This is a genomic window from Pseudanabaena sp. PCC 9330 (genome assembly GCF_055795045.1).
This window is the reverse complement of record NZ_JAYFES010000115.1, coordinates 135463-154308: the sequence shown is the minus strand read 5'-3', so window position 1 is coordinate 154308 and position 18846 is coordinate 135463. Positions and strand designations below refer to the sequence as shown.

The 18846-nt window shown below is 58.9% G+C and carries 18 protein-coding genes; 12 read left to right on the top strand and 6 right to left on the bottom strand.

Annotation, left to right across the window (positions count from 1 at the left end; all coding sequences use genetic code 11):
• The first annotated feature begins 23 nt into the window (after positions 1-23).
• The 10 genes from AC0QKW_RS18050 to AC0QKW_RS18005 all read left to right on the top strand — a co-directional run bounded on the left by AC0QKW_RS18050 (position 24) and on the right by AC0QKW_RS18005 (position 9564).
• A complete protein-coding gene (locus AC0QKW_RS18050; RefSeq protein ID WP_473152476.1) occupies positions 24-1682 on the top strand; it encodes an FAD-binding domain-containing protein in 1659 nt (552 codons plus the stop codon).
• Between the two features lie 559 nt (positions 1683-2241).
• A complete protein-coding gene (locus AC0QKW_RS18045) occupies positions 2242-2796 on the top strand; it encodes a protoglobin domain-containing protein (protein ID WP_473152475.1) in 555 nt (184 codons plus the stop codon).
• 68 nt (positions 2797-2864) lie between these two features.
• Positions 2865-3236: a roadblock/LC7 domain-containing protein gene (locus AC0QKW_RS18040; protein WP_473152474.1), complete on the top strand. Its 372-nt coding sequence runs from the start codon at positions 2865-2867 to the stop codon at positions 3234-3236.
• Between the two features lie 72 nt (positions 3237-3308).
• Positions 3309-4046: a phosphate/phosphite/phosphonate ABC transporter substrate-binding protein gene (locus AC0QKW_RS18035; protein WP_473152473.1), complete on the top strand. Its 738-nt coding sequence runs from the start codon at positions 3309-3311 to the stop codon at positions 4044-4046.
• Positions 4047-4074: 28 nt separating this feature from the next.
• Positions 4075-4623, top strand: coding sequence for a GTP-binding protein (locus tag AC0QKW_RS18030; protein ID WP_473152472.1), 549 nt, complete (start codon positions 4075-4077; stop codon positions 4621-4623).
• A gap of 164 nt (positions 4624-4787) precedes the next feature.
• Positions 4788-5654: a DUF4388 domain-containing protein gene (locus tag AC0QKW_RS18025; protein ID WP_473152471.1), complete on the top strand. Its 867-nt coding sequence runs from the start codon at positions 4788-4790 to the stop codon at positions 5652-5654.
• 2 nt (positions 5655-5656) lie between these two features.
• Positions 5657-5872 carry a hypothetical protein gene (locus AC0QKW_RS18020; RefSeq protein ID WP_473152470.1) on the top strand — a complete coding sequence of 72 codons (216 nt, stop codon included), beginning with the start codon at positions 5657-5659 and terminating at the stop codon, positions 5870-5872.
• Between the two features lie 65 nt (positions 5873-5937).
• Positions 5938-6366: a bacteriohemerythrin gene (locus AC0QKW_RS18015; RefSeq protein WP_473152469.1), complete on the top strand. Its 429-nt coding sequence runs from the start codon at positions 5938-5940 to the stop codon at positions 6364-6366.
• A 460-nt stretch (positions 6367-6826) separates the two neighbouring features.
• Positions 6827-7867, top strand: a complete 1041-nt coding sequence (locus tag AC0QKW_RS18010) for a fatty acid desaturase (RefSeq protein WP_473152468.1) — start codon at positions 6827-6829, stop codon at positions 7865-7867.
• 203 nt (positions 7868-8070) lie between these two features.
• The gene (locus tag AC0QKW_RS18005) at positions 8071-9564 is read left to right on the top strand and encodes a DUF3747 domain-containing protein (protein ID WP_473152467.1); all 1494 of its coding nucleotides are present in this window, start codon (positions 8071-8073) and stop codon (positions 9562-9564) included.
• Between the two features lie 310 nt (positions 9565-9874).
• Here the strand turns inward: AC0QKW_RS18005 and purQ are convergent, their stop codons facing one another.
• Both purQ and purS read right to left on the bottom strand, forming a co-directional pair.
• Positions 9875-10570: a phosphoribosylformylglycinamidine synthase subunit PurQ gene (gene purQ / locus AC0QKW_RS18000; RefSeq protein WP_473152466.1), complete on the bottom strand. Its 696-nt coding sequence runs from the start codon at positions 10568-10570 to the stop codon at positions 9875-9877.
• A gap of 62 nt (positions 10571-10632) precedes the next feature.
• Complete coding sequence (gene purS / locus AC0QKW_RS17995) at positions 10633-10896, bottom strand: phosphoribosylformylglycinamidine synthase subunit PurS (protein ID WP_473152465.1); 264 nt, start codon at positions 10894-10896, stop codon at positions 10633-10635.
• 101 nt (positions 10897-10997) lie between these two features.
• On the opposite strand from purS, the gene AC0QKW_RS17990 reads away from it, so the two are divergent.
• Positions 10998-11432: a Fur family transcriptional regulator gene (locus AC0QKW_RS17990; protein WP_473152464.1), complete on the top strand. Its 435-nt coding sequence runs from the start codon at positions 10998-11000 to the stop codon at positions 11430-11432.
• Between the two features lie 178 nt (positions 11433-11610).
• Here AC0QKW_RS17990 and AC0QKW_RS17985 read toward each other — a convergent pair whose 3' ends face one another.
• Positions 11611-11976 (bottom strand): hypothetical protein, encoded by a 366-nt coding sequence (locus tag AC0QKW_RS17985; protein ID WP_473152463.1) that lies wholly within the window; start codon positions 11974-11976, stop codon positions 11611-11613.
• Positions 11977-12483: 507 nt separating this feature from the next.
• Between AC0QKW_RS17985 and eno the strand changes: the two genes are divergently transcribed.
• Positions 12484-13779, top strand: a complete 1296-nt coding sequence (eno, locus tag AC0QKW_RS17980) for a phosphopyruvate hydratase (RefSeq protein WP_473152462.1) — start codon at positions 12484-12486, stop codon at positions 13777-13779.
• Positions 13780-13979: 200 nt separating this feature from the next.
• Here the strand turns inward: eno and AC0QKW_RS17975 are convergent, their stop codons facing one another.
• The 3 genes from AC0QKW_RS17975 to AC0QKW_RS17965 form a co-directional block, all read right to left on the bottom strand.
• Entirely contained in the window at positions 13980-15167 is a 1188-nt protein-coding gene (locus AC0QKW_RS17975) for a lipase family protein (protein WP_473152461.1), read from the bottom strand.
• A 72-nt stretch (positions 15168-15239) separates the two neighbouring features.
• Positions 15240-16094, bottom strand: a complete 855-nt coding sequence (locus tag AC0QKW_RS17970; protein ID WP_473152460.1) for a hypothetical protein — start codon at positions 16092-16094, stop codon at positions 15240-15242.
• Between the two features lie 62 nt (positions 16095-16156).
• Positions 16157-18601, bottom strand: coding sequence for a CPBP family glutamic-type intramembrane protease (locus AC0QKW_RS17965; RefSeq protein WP_473153002.1), 2445 nt, complete (start codon positions 18599-18601; stop codon positions 16157-16159).
• Positions 18602-18846: the final 245 nt, after the last annotated feature.

Below are 18846 nucleotides of genomic sequence, written 5' to 3'. Positions count from 1 at the left end.
CCCCGAGTGGTTTCTAAGGCTCAATGAACAGAACGATCGTCTGGTTTCGCCGCGACCTGCGGGTCGCTGACCACGAGCCGCTGCTGCGGGCCTCGATTCGGGGGTTGGTGCTGCCGGTATTTGTGTTCGATCGCGCCCTGCTGCACCACCCCGAAACCGGCTCGGCCCGGGTAGCCTTTTTACTGGCGGCCCTGCACGCTCTCGATGACGATCTGAGGCGGTTAGGTGGGCGGCTGATCGTGCGATCGGGTGACCCGGTACAGGTGCTACCCGACCTAGTCAACGAATGGCAAGCCGACGGCATCTACGCCCACACCGATGTCGAGCGCATCTATGGGCGCGTGCGCGATGCCCGCCTCAACGCCGCTCTAGCCCAGCGGCAGATGAAAATTCGCTGGTTTGAGCCGCCCGCTAGTGTCGATGCCCTAGTGCCCTATCCCCAGTACCGCGAGCTGTGGTACAAAGCCATGGCTCAGCCCCTGGTGCCGACCCCCGCCCAGGTGGCGGCGCCTCCCGATCTTCCCAGCGACCCTTTACCCAACTTAGAGGCTCTGGGCCATCGGGCCGACGAGAAACCCATACCCGCCGCCAGCAGCGCCGCCGCCCGCGCCCTGCTCCAAGGGTTTCTAGAGAACAAGGCCGATCGCTACTATTGGCAGCTGTCCTACCCTAGCGCCGAGGCCACCACGGGGCTCAGCCCCCACATCAAATTTGGCGTGATCTCGGTGCGAGAGTGCGTGCAAACCGTGCGCCAAGCTCCAGATGGAGGCGATCGCCGGGTACGCCGTAGCCACCAACAGCTGATCTCGCGGCTGCGCTGGGGCAATGGCTTTACCCAGCGGTTTCGCTATTTGCCCCAGCTTGAGCTGCGATCGCTCTACCGCACCTTTGACGACGAGGGCTGGGACTTTGACCCCAATCTCTATGAGGCCTGGCAGACAGGCCACACCGGCTTTCCGATTGTGGATGCTGCCGCCCGCTGCCTCCAGACCACTGGGGGCTATCTAGCGCTCAACTTTCGCACCCGCGCTATCTATGCCAGCTTTTTGAGCAACCTGGGGGGTATCGACTGGCGCTATGGGGCACTGCACTTTATGCGCCATTTAATCGATGGCGACTGCCCCATCGACCACTATCAATGGGCCATGCAGTCGGGCGTCACCCACTGCGTTGACAAAACCTGGACTCGTATCTACAACCCCGGTCAGGTGGCGGTCGATCGCTGCGACCCTGAGGGCAAGTTTATCCACCGCTGGGTGCCTGAGCTGGCCGATGTGCCGCCCCAGCAGTTGGGCAACCCGCCTACCCTGTCGGGCTACCCAGCCCCCATTCTCAACTACAAGGCGGCTCGCCAGCGCCGGGTCAAACAGCTCGAAGCCCAGCGGGGGCAGTTTCTCAACGCCGCCAATCTGCTGCCGTTTTTAGCCCCGATGCCAGAAGATGTCACCCCCTTTGGTACCGATCTGTACGGTGGTGAAACGACCTGGGCCACTGCCGCCGACGCTTTATTTCCGCCGCCGCTGCCTCTAGAGCAGCTAGACAGCCAGTCAGCGCAGACCTTGCGCACCTGGTTTGTGGCCCACGTCAATATTCTGCCGCCGAGGGCTCGACGGCCCCGGCCCACCACCCCCAAGCCCAGCCCCCATGGGCGGCAGCTCAGCCTGCTGGGCGATCTAGATTAGCGTTTGCAACGTCTGTCATGAAGGAATGTATAGCAGGACTCGGTGAATATACTGGGAGTAAACCCTGCTAGGCGAGGAGTTTTTTCCACAGAACTTTACCAAATCCTGTGGTGGCCCTGCTGGCCAGGCAAAAAATAAGGCAGCTAAGGCCTAGCGAAAACCATCTTGTATGGCGAGAAGATAATATTTCTTAATGGATGGCAGCAGCCGATCTCTGTGGTTCTGAAATAAACAATCAGGGCGTTTCTAAAGTGCGATCGCTCAAACGTTGACTTGTCATTCTCTAGGCTAGATTAACAGGCTTGGAGTTGTTTAAGTCGACAACAATACTTCACTAATTCAAGAGCTTTATTATCTATTTTTTTGAGCTGTAAGTACCTTCCCTTTCTAAAAATAAAGGCCTCTTTTTGTCACTAAACGTTAGAAATAAGATTGCTTTAAGAGTCTTTAAAAATATCCGGATTATTTGATTCTTAGGTATTCACGCCATGTTGGAGTCTGGGTCTAAGGCTGTAAAACAGGGATGTTGATGAGAAAGCACCCCCACAGGATTTTTCCTATGAGCCTTGAGCCGAAAGAATTTATGTCCAAGATGGTGTCGCGAATTGGTTTTGTCCCTGACGATCGCCAAGTGCTTCAATCGAATGCCGACTGGGGTTTAGCGATCGCTCCCGAAATGGCCGACTATTTCTATGAATATCTCGGTCGAGATGCAGAGATGAGCACCATTCTCAACGAGTCTGAGGGCAGAATTCACCGCCTGCGCGAAACCTTTGTGTCCTGGTTTCACGAAATGTTTACCGGCATGGATGACTGGGGCGATAGCTACGCCGAACGGCGCTGGCGCATTGGGCTGATTCACGTGCGCATTGGCATTGGGCCACAGCATGTGGTGCCCGCCATGGCCGTGGTGGTACATGAGGCGGGCAAGCGGGCGATCGCCGACGGCAAAGACCAGCAGCTCCGCGACGCCCTGGCCAAGATCTGCATGGTCGATCTGGCCTTTATCGAGCAGGCCTATATCGAAGTCTCTTCAGCGGCAGTGCTGCGCGAAACCGGCTGGTCTGAGGGGCTCTTCCGGCGTCTGGTAACTACAGGTGCCGGGGCCATGTAGCTCCAATCCTCAAAAGTTTTCACCTGCTTTAGACCCCATTAGTTTGCTAACCAAAAGCGAGAATCACCATGGCTATTAGTACCGAAAAGCTCACCTACATCCTGCAAAACTTTGTCACCTCAACCACCGACATTCAAGGGGCGGCAGTGGTTACCCCCGACGGTCTGCCCCTGGCCGCTACCCTACCCGGCGGTATGGATGAAGAGCGGGTTTCGGCCATGTCAGCCGCCATGCTCTCCCTGGGAGAACGCATTGGCAGTGAGCTAGCCCGAGGCGGCATCGATCGCATCTATGTAGAAGGCGACAAAGGCTACGGCATTCTCACCAGCTGTGGTGAAGACGCCGTGTTTCTAGTGCTGGCCGACAAGGCAGCTAAACAGGGCCTGCTGCTGCTTGAAATCAAGCGCGCCCTGGCCGACCTCAAAGCCGTTTTGATGTAGCCCCTTGTTCCAGACAGAGTGGGTTCGCCCCAGCTACGACCTACTCTGCACCCGTTTTTTAGGAGAAATCCCATGAGCTCCCTTGAATTGATGGTGTGCCCCCACGACACTGCCAAAGAACCCGATCGCTGGTACCGCTTCGCCCAATACCTCAGCCAGCATCTGGGTACCCCCGTGCACTTTTCCGTAGCGCTCGATTTTGACGAGTTTCACCAGCGCATGGCTGAGGCCGACCTGATCTATGCCAACCCCAGCGACACCGTCAAGCTAGCTACCCAAAACGGCTTTTGCCCCATCGCCCGGGTGCTGGGGCAGTCGGACGAGGTGGTGTTTGTGGCCCACCCTTCGGTGAATAGCCCTAGCCTCAATCTGATGGACGGCGGGGCGATCGCCACTGTTACCTCTATGCTGGCCAGCAAGCTGGGACTGCAAGTGCTTTACCGCCAGGGGATCATCCCCAGCGAAATCGTCGATCGCCCCACCTGGCTGAGCGTGATCAGCGCCGTGGCCAAGGGCACCCCCGCCTACGGCATTGTCTACAAAGACACCTACAGCGAAATGGCCAAGTCCACTAAATCAATGGTCAACGCCTTTGCCGCTTCCGACGAAAAGCTGGCCTTTCACGCCTTTGCGGTCGGCCCCGGTGCCATGGCCTACACCGACACCCTAGCCAACCTGTTGCCCGCCATGGCCACCGACCCCAAGGGGCAAGCGGTGCTGCAAGCCCTGCACATCGAAGGCTGGATGGCTGTCACCCCTGCCGATCTAGAGCCGATTCGCGCCCTGGCCTCGTCGCCCGCCACCGTCTAACGCTGTTCTTCATTGCCCGCGCCCATCCATGGAAATCATGCGTTTAGTGGTCACCGGCCCTGTGGGGGCCGGCAAGTCTACCTTTATCCGTGCTGTCAGTGAAATTGAGGTGGTCGATACCGATCGCCGCGCCACCGACGAGGCTCTGCTGATCAAAAAGCGCACCACCGTCGCCTTTGACTTTGGCCGGTTGCAGTTTGGCCCCGCCATGGCCCTACATCTCTACGGCACCCCCGGCCAGTCGCGCTTTGACTTTATGTGGGACATTTTGATCCACAAGGCCCACGCCTACATTCTGCTGGTGGCGGCTCACCGGCCCCACGAGTTTCGCGAGGCCCGCCGCATCATGATGTTTATGAAGCAGCGATCGCCCGTACCCATGATCATTGGCCTCACCCACACTGACTGCCCCGGTGCTTGGGATGCCGCCAATATTGCCCTGGCTCTCGGCTACCCCAACCCCGCCCGCCGCCCGCCCATTGTGACCGTCAACGCCAATGAAATCTCCTCCGTGGCTCAAGCGGTGATTGCCCTAGTCCAGCACACCTGGGCCGACAGCCTGACCCCCACCGCCTAGGCTCTCAGCGCATCGTTGCAATGCTGCCAGATCGATCGCCACTCTGCGGGATTTACGCATGTCAGGTTGAAGCCATTGCAAAGCACACCCAAAGGCCTACACCTACAGTAGGTCTACTCCCCACCCATAACCCGTCCACTCTCCCACTCAAAGGGATACCTCCCATGACTGTCACCGGATATCTAGCCGACTTCTCCCTGCCAGAGCTGTTTCAAATGCTGGATCAAGGCAGCAAGACTGGCCTGCTCACTATCTGCACCCTCAACGACAAGGCCGATGTCGATCGCCGCAATCATCACATCTGGTTTAGCCAGGGGCAGATTGTGGCCGCTGGCAATAGCCTCGACCAGCAAGGGCTGATGCGGCTGATTGCCCAGCGGGGGTGGATGGGCGATCGCGCCGTGTCACGACTGGCCCAGAGCTGCCCGGTCAACACCCCCCTGGGGCTGTGTCTCAAAAACCAGAGCGTGCTTACCGCCGAACAGCTCAAGCTGCTGTTTTATACCCAGGTGATGCGCCAGGTGTGTGCCCTATTTGCCATACCGGACGGCTGGTTTCAGTTTGACCCCAAGGCACCGCTGCCCTCGGCTGAGATGACTGGTCTGATCGCTACCGCCACCGACGTCACCCTGGCGGGGCTACGCGCCCTCAAAGACTGGAACGCCCTAGATGACAAGCTGCCCGACCCCTCCTCAGGCCTGGTCAGCGTGGTCGAGAGCAAGCCCAGCCTGCGCCTCAACCCCAACGAGTGGCAGGTGTGGGAATTTACTAACGGCACCATGGCCCTCAAAGATATTGCTCAACAGCTCAATCTGCCGATTGAGAAGGCCCAGCAGATCGCCTTTCGCTTGATTGTGACGGGCCTGGCCGAAGAAATACCCTTAGTTGCCACCATATCTCTGCGCCCTCTGGATCTAGATATTCCCGAGATCCTCGATCACACCCTGACCACAGGCTCCACCTCCGGTGCCGCCCCGGTGAGCCATTCGTTTTTGCAAAATCTAGTTGGTTTCCTCAAGGGTAAGGTGTAGCCATGACCCCAGATGCTCTCTGCTTGCTCCAAGGCTTTTTGCGCTTGCTCAAACTTGCAGACCTGCTCACTAGCCTCCCCGGCCTCGCCGTCTCCCTATGGATTTGGCTATACACCACTCTGCCCTACGATACTGCCCTGCCCCTCTGGCTCATCGCCCTGGTGCCCCTGATGCAGTTGCAGGGTGATGGCTGGAACCCAAAATCTCGAAGGAATTAGAGACCTGCCAAAACTCTCTACTCCCCACTTCTCCATTCCCTCACCCCCCTCACCCCCTAACTCCCATGAACTCCGCTACCCTCCAATCCTTCACCTGGGATGACTCTCTCAGCACCGGCGTGCCGATGATCGATGCCCACCACAAAGAGCTGATCGCCGCTGTGAACGATCTGGGACAGGCGATCGCCCACAATAAGGGCGCAACCGCGATTAAAAAGCTGTTTGTCTTTCTCAAGTTCTACGCTGAGTGGCACTTTGAGCACGAAGAAGCCTGCGCTGCCAAGCACCAGTGCCCGATCGCCGCAGTCAACCAGCAGGCCCACGCTACCTTTATTGAAACCTTTGGCCATCTACATGAGCAGTACAAAGCCAGCGACGCCAGCGAATCGGTCGCTCTAGAGATCTACGAAAAACTGGTGGACTGGCTGACTAGCCACATTCTCAAAATCGACACCCATATTGGCCGCTGCATTCGCAGCTCTACCACGGCATAGGCACTTCCGTTTGGCACACTCAGCCAGCAACGGCATAGCCAAACCAACCCCGGCCAGCGGAGGTCAGCAATGGGATAGACATCATGGCTGAAGCGGCCTCGACCAGCATCAACCCGTTGACTCATCGGGTACGCTGTCGCCACAGTAGGGCCGCGACAGTAGCAGAGACAAGATCGCCCGCCCACATAGCGTGGGCGGGTTTTTTGGGTTTCGCCTAAGTAAGGCTCGCCTGTGCTATAAGTGTGAAGTAATTATAAGCAATTCTCATGGGCTAATCTTTGTCCCATTAAGCTGTTTGCGGCGATTATCAGAGTTACTGAAATAGTTCGACTTGTTGATACCTCGATTTTGCAATCAAGCTTAAGCTCTGTTCGGCTCCCCGAGGGGTGAACAGATTTTTTTTGGGCAAAAGAGTCCATCTCTGATTTGCGCGCCCTTAAACGTTCGTGGAGACGATTCCTTGACTGCAATTTTTGAGCCATCCGCCAGATCTGTGGATGATAGTCCGTACAGCAACCTGACTCTAAAGCAGGTTATTCAAACTATTCCTAAAGAATATTTCCAAAAAGACACCCGTAAGGCCTGGACGGCAGTTGCCCTGAGCCTAGGGGCTGTCATTCTCGGCTATGTTGCGATCGCCTTTTCCCCGTGGTTTTTGCTGCCGATCGCCTGGTTTGTGACCGGCACTGCCCTGACTGGCTTTTTTGTCATCGGTCATGACTGCGGCCACCGTTCCTTTGCCAAACGCCGCTGGGTCAACAACTGGCTGGGGCACATCATGTTTCTACCGCTGATCTACCCGTTTCACAGCTGGCGGCTGCTGCACGACATTCACCACCGCCACACCAACGACATGGAGATCGACAACGCCTGGGCACCCTGGAGCCCAGAAGAGTTTGCCGGGGCGGGCATATTTTTGCAGACGGTGTACCGCAACATGCGGCAGTGGCTGTGGTGGCTGGCGTCGATTGTCCACTGGGGGGCACTGCACTTTGACCTGCGCAACTTTGAACCCCGCGATCGCGCCAAGGTGACTCGCTCTATCGCCGCCGTGGTAATTTTTGCGGCGATTTTCTTCCCCACGCTGCTCTACTTCGCTGGCCCCTGGGGTGTGGTCAAGTTTTGGCTGATGCCGTGGCTGGGCTACCACTTCTGGATGAGTACCTTTACCCTCGTACACCACACCGTTCCTGAGATTCAGTTTCGCTACAGCGACAGCTGGAACGAGGTCGAGTCGCAGCTGTCGGGCACCCTCCACTGCGACTACCCCAAATGGATCGAAGTGCTCTGCCACGACATCAACGTGCATGTTCCCCACCATGTCTCAGTGGGCATTCCGTCCTACAATCTGCGGCCTGCCTATGCAGCCCTCAAGGCAAACTGGGCACCCCTGATGAAGGAGACTCGGTTTTCCTGGGATCTAATGCGGACGATTACCGAGCGTTGCCACATCTATCACCCTGAGCAGGCCTACCAAACCTTTCGGGAGCTAAATCGCTAGTTTAGCCCTGGCCATCGGCCATAGCGCACTCAAAACCGGCTCAGAATTTCTGGGCCGGTTTTGTTTTAGGCAGGGACAATTGGTAAACTGCGACACGTTCATCGCCAAAGGAATGCTTGCGATCGCCACAATCATGGGTAGCATTGGGTGTCTTGCCCACTCTCGCCTCGACTCCAGCCCTCACACCGCCGCTTCACCTCGCTATGGCCTTGTTTTCTCGCTCGCTGTCTACTGTCATGACTACTGCTGCTGTGCTGCTGGCGGGGCTAGCTGCGGCCCCGGTGGCCCGTGCCCAGCAGTTTGGTCAGCAGCCCATTGACCCCAGTCTGACGGTGGCGATCGCCACCCCCGTGCGCAACGGCGCCTTTCACAACCTGATGATTTTGGAGCAAATTCCTAACCGGCGGCAGTGCTGGCAGGAGCAGCCCCAGGGCAGTGGGCCAGTGGTGGTAGACCCGCTGCTGCTAAATTTTGACTTTACCGGAGCCTGCGATCGCAAGACCGACGGCAACGGCTACTCGGTGCGTATCAATGGCCAAGACCTGGGGGTGCAGTACCGCTTAGAGATCTCGACCCGGCAAAATGACTTGGTGCTGTTTGCCCGACCCACCCGCGATCGCAGCGCCCCGCCGATCGAAATTGGCCGCACCAATGGCCGTACCGACGGTCTCTTGAAAATTCAGCTCAACCCCGGCTGGCAGATGGCCCGCCGCACCTACAACGGTCAGCCCGTGGGCCACATCTACCTCACCCACGACGCGCCCATGGAGGTTGCCCTGGCCGCAGGTACTGCCGGGCAGCCGACCACAGCCCCGCCGCCCGGTCGCCCGACCACGCCGCCTCGCCCCACTGCGCCCCTGCCGACACCGCCCCCGCCCAGCAGTCAGGCACCCAGCAGCCCCGCGCCCACCGGCAGCTACTTTCGCGTCGTGGTGCCCATCGTCAACGACGGCACCCTCCAGCAGGTGCGTGCCGTTGAGCCTGAGTCTTTTCGCACCACGGTAAATGGGGAATCGGTGGTGCAGGTGGGTCTGTTTCGAGAGCGCCAGCGGGCCGACGAGGTCTACAACGCCCTGATCGCCGCCAGCCTACCCGCCAAAATTCTCGGCGCTTCTGCTCCAGCGGTGGCCTCAACGCCCAACATTCCCCCCATTCCCCAGGGGGCGGTGGTGGTGGTGATTGACCCCGGCCACGGTGGCCGCGACCCCGGTGCTGTGGGCATCGGCGGCCTGCAAGAAAAGCAGATCAACACCGCCATCTCTAACCGAGTGCAGCAGCAGCTTCAGGCGGCGGGCATCACCGTGCTCATGACCCGTGAGAGCGATGTCTACGTCGATCTCGACGCCCGCGCCCAGTATGCCAACCGGGCCGGAGCCGACCTGTTTGTCAGCATTCACGCCAATGCCATCAGTATGCAGCGCCCCGATGTCAACGGTTTGGAGACCTACTACTTCTCCAGCGGCGAGCGTCTGGCCCGCAGCATTCATAGCGCGGTACTGCGAAATACTGACCTGGGCGATCGCGGCGTGCGCACCGCCCGCTTCTACGTGCTGCGCTACACCTCAATGCCCTCGGTGCTGGTTGAGACTGGCTTTGTCACCGGGGCCACCGATGCCGCCCGCTTTCGCAACCCCACGGCAGTTAACCAGATTGCCGACGGCATCGCTCGCGGCATTCTCAACTATCTAGGCCGATAGGCCTCGGCCACCTCGGCCTGAAAACGCTGTGACTGGCCTAGGCCGGGCTATACCCACCCAACAAACCTCATTTGAGGACGCCGCCTGCCCCAGGGTAGGTTCCTGACGGTTAAGTGTATTCAGTTGCCCTGCCGTGACTAGGGTTTGGATGCAGCTTGCACGTAGATAGACAGCCAGCCTTAAAGCTGGAAGCAAGCATAAAACCAGCTCGTGAGGCTCAGGGCCCTCAAGCCAAAAAACCGGGTTTCTCGGCCGCGAGGGTTAGGTTCTAGCCAGACTAATCCCAGAAATCTAGGTGCTCACCTCAGGTCTAGGCTGCTACCAGTGCCTGTACTAAACCCTGGAACACCGGCAAGCCGTCTATCCCGCCCAGTAGAGAATCTGCTGCCCGCTCAGGGTGAGGCATCAGACCCAGCACGTTGCCCTCGCGGTTGCAGATGCCCGCAATGTTGCCTAATGAACCGTTGGGATTGGCCGCTGCATCCACCACGCCCTCGGCGCTGCTGTAGCGAAAGACAATTTGCCGGTTGGCCTCTAGCTCTGCCAGGGTAGCCTCGTCGGCATAGTAGCAGCCCTCGCCGTGGGCAATGGGCAAGCTAATCACCTGGCCCGCAGAATATCCAGCAGTCCACGGCAGGTCAGTGCGCTCAACGCGGAGGGGAACGCGATCGCAGATAAACCGCATATCTCGGTTGCGCACTAGCGCCCCCGGCAGCAGCCCCACCTCGGTCAAAATCTGAAACCCGTTGCAGATGCCCAGCACTGGCTTGCCGGCGTTGGCGTGGGCCACCGTAGCCTGCATGGCGGGCGAAAAGCGGGCGATCGCACCACACCTCAAATAATCGCCATAGCTAAAGCCCCCCGGCACCACCACGACATCCACATCGCCCAGGTCGCTGTCTTCATGCCAGACCATGCGGGTGGGCTGAGCAAGAATATCGCGGGTGACGTAGGCCACATCGCGATCGCAGTTGGCACCGGGGAAGACAATGACGGCGAATTTCATGGGATAGGGAGGTGAAGGAATCTTGTAGCGGCGACGGCGTAGGGGCGAACAACCATTCGTCGTTACGCCGTCGCCAGAGTTTGTAGCTCAAACCGATAGTTCTCAATCACCGGATTGGCCAACAGCTGATCGCACATGCGATCGAGCTGCTCGCTGGCGGCAGCTTCACTCTCTGCCTCCAGGGTCAGCTCAATGTATTTGCCAATGCGAATGGGGCCGACGTTGGTATAGCCCATGTGGGCCAGGCCCGACTGCACCGCCGTCCCCGCTGGGTCAAGTACCGAGGGGCGCAGGGTGACATAGATGCGGGCGCTGTATTGGGTCACGGGCAGACTCCGGTGGCGGTTGAAAATAGGCGATTCATCAGCAATCAACATCCTACCGTATCGCCCGGTTGATAAAATTGAGCTAACACTAGTGAGCCAGCATGGTACGACGCACCCGCAGTCAAGAAAAAGTTTTAACCGTTCTCAAAGGGTTGAGCAAGCCAATTTCGGCCCAAGACCTGTACGTCGAAATGCGGCAAGACGGCAACACTACCGGCCTGGCCACGGTCTACCGCGCCCTCGATGCCCTCAAGCTGGAAGGGGCGGTGCAAATGCGCACCCTGCCCTCGGGCGAATCGCTCTATAGCCTGCCCCAAGAAGATCGCCACCACCTCACCTGCCTCCAGTGCGGCAATACCATTGCCATCGACCAGTGTCCGGTGCACGATCTTGAGCAGCAGCTGCACAAGGCCCACGAGTTCAAGATTTTTTACCACACGCTAGAGTTCTTTGGCCTGTGTCCTGGTTGCCAGGGCAGCCTGGCCATCGCCCAACCCAGCCCAGACGACCATGGCTGCGACACCCATCGGCATTAGGGTGGGCTCACTCTATCTGTAAATGACGCTGGCTGTAGATGACGCTGGAGCGTCGGAACGATGACCCGTGTCTGCGGCTGGAATGTCTTTGCCCTGCATAGCCAATCAAAAAGGCAGAGGCGATCGCCCCTGCCTTTTTGATTGACCCCAATAAGTCTAAAAACAATTGTGCTCTTCCCTAAAACCCGGCGTCGGAGTCAGTCCAGGTTTCGCAGGGTTCGAGACTACAGCCCACCATCATGACCTCAATCAAGAAATTACCCTCGTAGGGGGCGATCACTACGGGAACGGCATCTTCCATAGTGTCAGAAGACACCAGGTCGCCGGTTTCGGCGTCGTAGAGAAACAGGTCTAGGTCGTAGCAGTCGTCATCACAGATGGCACTTACGGCCTCGCCATCATAGAGGTACCCGTCGTACATGATGTTATCGCCGCTGCTGAGCCAGTCAACTCGCGACTGCGCCTGGGCAATGGCCGCACTGCTAGCTACTGCGATCGCCCCAAGAGTCAAGGCTGCCACCATCTTAAATTCACGCTGAGCCATAGGGTTTTCCTCTGGGTAAAGGGGTTAGAGCTAGAGCCGAAACAACTTACTAAGGCTTGTGCTCGACTCCTATGGGTAGCCTACCCAGCGCAGTAGCTAATGAAACACTAAGTGTGAAAAATATACGGAGGCTAGATTTCTTTGGGCAACGCAGCAATCTAGCCCATCGTGCCTGCGCGCAGTGTGGGAATGCGGCCTCGCGCTGCAGCGCCCCGGTCTATGATGGCGCTGGATCGTCTGGGGAATGCGTCTGACGCTAGAGCGCCGAGAGATGAACCAACCCAGGGCACTCTCACAGGGCGGTTGGGCAGAGACTTGGGCCAGATATCTGGGTGATGTGACAGCCCTGTAGCCCAGGCCAACTCGCCAACCCCCCAAACCGTTGCGTTCTTTACTTTAAGCAAGGGTTTCTCGGTAGGATACTACAGGCTTGCTCATCGTCTAAATTTGGCTTTACCCCACGGCGGGGTGGCAGCGGCTCATCGAATCACCAATGGAGTAAATGTCATGGTTGCAATTACATCGGTTCACGGCAGACAGATCCTCGATTCGCGGGGCAATCCTACGGTTGAGGTCGATGTGGTGCTAGAGGGTGGGGCCAAGGGCCGGGCCGGGGTGCCCTCTGGGGCATCCACCGGCATTCGCGAAGCGCTGGAGCTGCGCGACGGCGACAAGGCTGTCTACGGCGGTAAGGGCGTGCTCAAGGCGGTTGCCAACGTGAACGATGCCATTGCCCCGGCCATTATCGGTATGGATGCGATGGATCTGGCCGCCGTTGACCAGAAAATGCTGGATTTAGACGGCACCGACAACAAGGGCACCCTGGGCGCAAACGCCATTCTCGGCGTGTCTATGGCCGTGGCGCGGGCCGCCTCGATCGCCGCTGACATTCCTCTCTATGTGCATTTGGGCGGCCCCGACTCGGTGCTGCTGCCGGTGCCCTGTTTCAACATCATTAACGGCGGTGCCCACGCCGACAACAGCGTCGACTTCCAAGAATTTATGATTGCCCCGGTGGGTGCGCCGACCTTTTCTGAGGCGCTGCGCTATGGGGCCGAGGTCTACCACGCCCTCAAGGCGGTGCTCAAAGAGGCGGGCTACAGCACCGCCATTGGCGATGAGGGCGGCTTTGCCCCCAACCTCAAGAGCAATGTAGAAGCCATTGAGGTGATTCTCAAGGGCATTGAGAAGGCGGGGCTAAAGCCGGGGGATGACATTGCGATCGCCCTCGACCCCGCCGTCAGCGAGCTGTACCAAGAAGACGGCAGCTACCTGTTCTATAAGTCTGACAACAGCCGCAAGAGCACTGCCGACATGATTGACCTATGGGAAAGCTGGGCCGACCAGTTCCCGATTGTGTCGATCGAAGATGGCCTGGGCGAGCAAGACTGGGAGGGCTGGAAGCTGCTGACCCAGCGGTTGGGCGATCGCATTCAGCTGGTGGGCGATGACCTCTTCGTCACTAACCCCGCCATCATTGCTGAGGGTATAAAGACTGGGGTCGCCAACTCGACCCTGGTCAAGGTCAACCAGATCGGCTCGATTACCGAGACTCTAGAAGCGATCAAAATGTCCCACGATGCGGGCTACACTTGTATGGTCAGCCACCGCTCGGGCGAAACCCCCGACGACTTCATCGCCGACCTGGTGGTGGGGGCCATGACCGGGCAGATTAAGTCGGGTGCTCCCTGCCGCGGCGAGCGTCTGTCGAAGTACAACCAGCTGCTGCGCATTGAAGAAGAGCTGGGTGCCCGCGCCAAGTACGCTGGCCTCGGCACCTTTAAGCGCAAGGAGCTGGTCTAGCCCTCCTCAGCCTCTGCTTCTCGCCTCACCCCTCTCCCATCGGAGAGGGGTGAATTTTGTCATGGGTTCACGTTGGAAGACGCAAAATTCTCAGGCGTGTTTGTTGCCAGAGTTCTGCTTCGGCATGAGGCTATTTTTCGAAAAGAACGTCCCTGTATTGGGCCAACAACCGTTGGCCCCTGTGATTGACTGGCGATCGCCTAAGCAATCCCTGCGATCGGAAACTCGCGCCGCTGGTTGCTCTCGGCCTCGGCATTCACCGCGCGGCGGTAGGTATCGACAATGTGGTTGGGCAAAATGTCGCCCGCCTGGCTGAGAAACGACCACTCTTCGCCGATGTGAACAAACTCGGCCCGCAGCCGGGTAGGCGGCATGGTTGGGATCGGGTCAGCCAAGTTGGTAATGCGAAAACTGTTGGGCAAAAGCTTAGCGTAGCTGCGGACAAACTCTGGGTTGCCCACCCGTGGGCTGGCGTACACGTAGACTTGCAGGCTGGGCTGTAGCTCGGGCACCGCTAGGGCGATATCCATAGCCAGCACCGTGGCCAGGGCCGCCCCCAGGCTGTGACCCGACACGTAGCAGGGCTTATTGGGGTTGATCTGCTTCACCGCCTCCACTACCAGGGGGTTGATGATGCTGGTGGCAATGCGACGAAAGCCGGTGTGAATATTGCCCAAATTTTCTCCTGTGTTGGGGTCGAGGTAAGGCTGCTGTACCGCATAGATATTGCCCACCCACTCGGTAGTGCGCTGGGTGCCGCGAAATACCAAAATACTGTCGTCGTCAGACTCCAGCAAAAAGCCGTAAAACACCTCAATGCGCCGCCCCACCCGCACCGCCGCCGTCACCCCGGTGCGAATGGCGTCTTGGGTCTGGGAGAGAGTTTCTTCTAGAGCCGTGGGGTCATCGAGCAGGGTGGGGTCGTCGATGACGGCCTGGGGTACCTGAAGCTCGATGCTGTCGTTGACCTGGCGCTCTTGACCGCGAAAGTTGGTCACCAGACGGTACTTGTCAAGGCTGGGGTCGTAGTCGAGCAGCTGTTGCAGGTTGCCGTCGTAGCTGGGGTCGTTGCGCCCGGTGATGTACTGCTGAGTGGCCAGACGGCTGAGCAAGATCAGTCGCTTTGAGATGGTGCGGTTGTAGGGCACTGGCGGCGGTGGAAAGGCGGCGGCAGCCTGGATGGCCTGAAATTCTTCCACCATGCGGGTATCGCCCGTGACTGCCGCCTGAATGATGTCTTCAGGATCGTAAAACTCGGCGGCAAAAGCGTCGATCACGGCCTGGCGCTCTTGGGCGCGCTCTCGTCGCACGTACTCGGTGCCTAGGGTGGCGGCGGTGCCAGCGGCCACACCCCCCAGCAGCAGTTGGCGACGTTTGAATTTGTCCATACGCTGGGCTCCAAGGGTTGTGTAGGTTGAGGGGAGGGCTGGAAAGATCTTTTCTGGTGGGCAGTGCCCATCCTACGGCTTTACTGATTGGTTAGAAGCCATGAGGCTGGGGAAGGCTCGCTTGAGGGCGGTGAAGTCAGGGCGCTTTTGGCTGGTGTAGAACTGGGTCGTAGACTGACCCGCTACCCAGGTGGCCGTGGCAAAGGCGGCGGCCTGGGCAAAGGCCCCCGCGTAAGGCATCACCACCCCCAGGCCAACCAGAGTGCACCAGGCCAAAAAGCCGGCGATGACCGCCGCCATAAAGCCAAACAGGTTGCCAATCACCGCCAGTACATCCTGCCCCTGGGGTTTGCCCCAAAAAGTGCAAATATCCCAAATCATTTTGAGAATCAGCAGCAGCACAATCAGGAACTTGATTTCGAGAATGCCGCCGCCGCGCAGGGGCACCAAACCGACCATCGCCGCTCCCAGCGCGTAGTCAAAAATCAGCCGCCGCACATCGCCCTCGCGACCAATCAGCGCCGCCATCCCCGTCAGCGCCGAGTTCACCATGGGCTCTGAGGAGGCTACGCGAAAGGGTTGTCGGGCCAGAGCATGGGCTACCTCTGGGGAGAGTTGGAAGATGTCTCGCAACTGGCTGAGTAGCGCTGCTTCTTGGGGATCAATGCCTTTAGAATGGGCGATCGCCACTGCCCCCCGATACACCTGCTGCTGCATCTCCGGCGTTTGAATCTGCGGTAGCCAGTGCTCCACCGGGGTAGGGTCATTCAACAACCCCTCAGGCGTTATCCCCAGGGGTAAGGGGGCAAAGGTGTTGACCACCGCTAGAAACGCCTCAAACTCCCTTGGTGTGGGATCGCCTTTAAGCTTGGCCACGGCGGCTAGGGTTTCGAGACAAGCGAGTTTTTCGGCGTCGGTGGAGGTCATGGGGAGGCGGAGAGGTTTGAGTTTTAAGTGATTAGTTTTGCATTCAAGGCAGAACTCAAAATTTAAGGCTGAGCAACTTGGGTTTGTAAGCGTCCAAACCTCCGCCTCGGCAACCGTTCCTTGCCGCCGAAGGCGTAGATCCAAGTCATGACCACTGCCCAGTGGATAAGGACGATGGGCCAAAGGGAGCCGGTAATCCAATACACACCGGAGAGCAGCAGGCCCAGCCAGCCAGCCAGGGTGAGAAAGCGGCGATCGCTCAGCGTATTCCAGGCGGCTTTGTAAGTGGTTTTGCCCAGCAGCAGGTGGTAGAGCACAAAGAGCATCAAGCTAAGCATCGCCCACAGAATCCACTGGCTACCAGAGATACCTTCTTTAGGGTGGGGCAGCAGCATCACCCTAAAGACGATTTCTTCTAGCAGGGCGGGAAGCAAAAATACCCGCAGGGCGCTTAGGGCCATGGGCAGCGGGCTAGCGATGGCATTTTGGCGGCTAAGAAAGCGGGTTTTGAGACCGTAGGGGACGGCGATCGCCCCATACAACCCCAGCGCCACCAGGCCCAGCAGCCCATTGAACAGGTTTAGCGGCACCGTCACGGCATCGGCAAAGCGCTGCACCGCCCGCCCCACCAGCGGAATGCCACCCATCAGCGTAGTGGGCGGCACTGGCTCTACCCTGGGGTCATTGCCCCCCACCATATTGGTGCGCAAAAACCACAGCTGCGCCCCGTGGCGCAAAAACACCCGCGCCACCTCATCATGCGCCCAGCGGGGCATCATGCTCTGCCAGCTCAGCGCCCCGGCCAGCAGCCCGCTGTTGCTAATAAACGCTCCCTTTGGCGCTACCCCGGCTAGCGACTCTGCGTTGTTTTGCCAGTCGCGGCGCACCACACCGTAGGGCACCAGCATGTCCTCCATGGCCATACCCAGGGCCACAAACTGAATGGCGCGCACCACCTCGTGGCTGTCGGGGTTTTGCTGTAGCCACTGCGCAATGTCAGAGTTATTTTCAATCCGCCTGCGGATCTGCTGAATGGCGATGAACAGCGCCTGGTTTGAGTCTTGCACGCAGGAGGTGGCGGGCGTTACCCCGGCCACCCCGGTACCATCTCCCGTACGATAGCGGGCAGCAATCACCTGGGTCTGTTTGAGCAATTCCTCAAACAGCGAAATGCGGGTCTCGCCAAACTGAAAAGGGGTAATAAACGAGTCGAGCTTGACCACCACGTCAGAGATCGGGCGTATACCCAGCCAGCCCCGCTGCATGTCGCCGACGTAGCCCGCCCAGTCGTGGGTGCCCGAAAGCACCGCCGGGGAACTGTGGGCGTAGATCTGCTGGTACTGAATGTCGAACTGGAGTTCGTTGGTGATCGGTTCGCGCACTATCCGCGCTAGGCCGTAGGCAAAGTGCCCCGTCACCGTCCCAACGGGAATGAACTCACTATTTTCGCCGCCGATGCCGCCGAATAGGTGAATCACCAAGCCGTAGTCGCCCTCTTGCCACTGGGCGCGGGCGGCGTCAGGGCTGCCGCCGTCGGGGCTGAGCAACACCCGCTGAAGGCTGCCCTTGCGCTGGGGAGTATCGCGCCAGTTTTGGCGATCGATGTATTGATAGCCTGCGGAGCGGCCAATCACCACCTGGTCGGGCTGAATCTGTAAGAGAGCGCGGGGCTTCAGTGCCTGTACGGTAAAGATGTCATTGGCATCCCTGGCTCCGTAGATATACCACCCGGCCTGCCCCGCTGGAGAAGTCTCGAGGTCGCGCAGGTTAGAGAAAAACCGCTCCCCATTCACCATCGGCTGCTGGGGAATGCGCACGGTGCCAATGGGGCCGGTAAAGTCTTGGGCCGCCGTGTCGTAGAACTGCACCCGAAAAAACTCCGTTGGACAGGGCTCCGGGCCTGGACACTCTGTCGGCAAAGGGGCATTGACGCTGGGGTCTGGGCCGAGAATTTTTACCAGGCCGTATTCGCGCCCGGTGATTTGAATCGGTTCCAGCTCTGTTTGCAGTACCGGCTGGCCGTCCTGGATCGTGAGTTCAGCGTCTACCAACCGCACCGAGACATCATCCCTGGGTCGCGCCCCAGCCAGAGATTGCAGGGGGCCGACCTGCCGCCGCCCGTTGAGCCGAGTAGGCACCACGTTGCCGTTGGCCAAAAAATGCTCGGCCTGGGGGGTAAAGGCAATGTCGGTGGTGACGGTTTCGACGTAGGTGCGGGTTAGCTCTGTGGGTTTCCAGGTCAGCTTCAGCCGCTGTCCTACCCGATCAGCATCTCCATGCCACACCTCGAACCAGGCCCAGTCGCCGGGGTCGGCAGCGTAGTCGGCCTCGCTGGGCAAGATCAGCCGCCCAATCCAGCGTCCGTTGGGCCGCAGATTGGGCGAGGTGGGCAGGGGTGCGATCGGGTAGGTTTCAATTTGGTTGAAGGGCTGGGCCTGGGCCAGTTCGTAGTTTGAAACGGCAGGGGTTTGGGCACTGGCCCCACTGCCCAGCCACATCAGAACCACCGTTGCCAAGGCCAGAAAAACTCGAGGCAACCAGCGTCTGGGCCCAGGTCCTAAGCAGTCGCGCAGAGGAGTCAGCACCTTTTTTAAGCCCTGTAGATGAGAACGCATAGCCAGCGATCGCGGCCTGAGACAGCCATTATCTTCGACCTCAGCACCTTACCTAAAATCTGTAAGGAACTTGTAGGGAACCAGCGATGGCAACCCCCGCTTTTTGCAAGCAGCAGGGTTTTGGGCCTAGCCCCTTG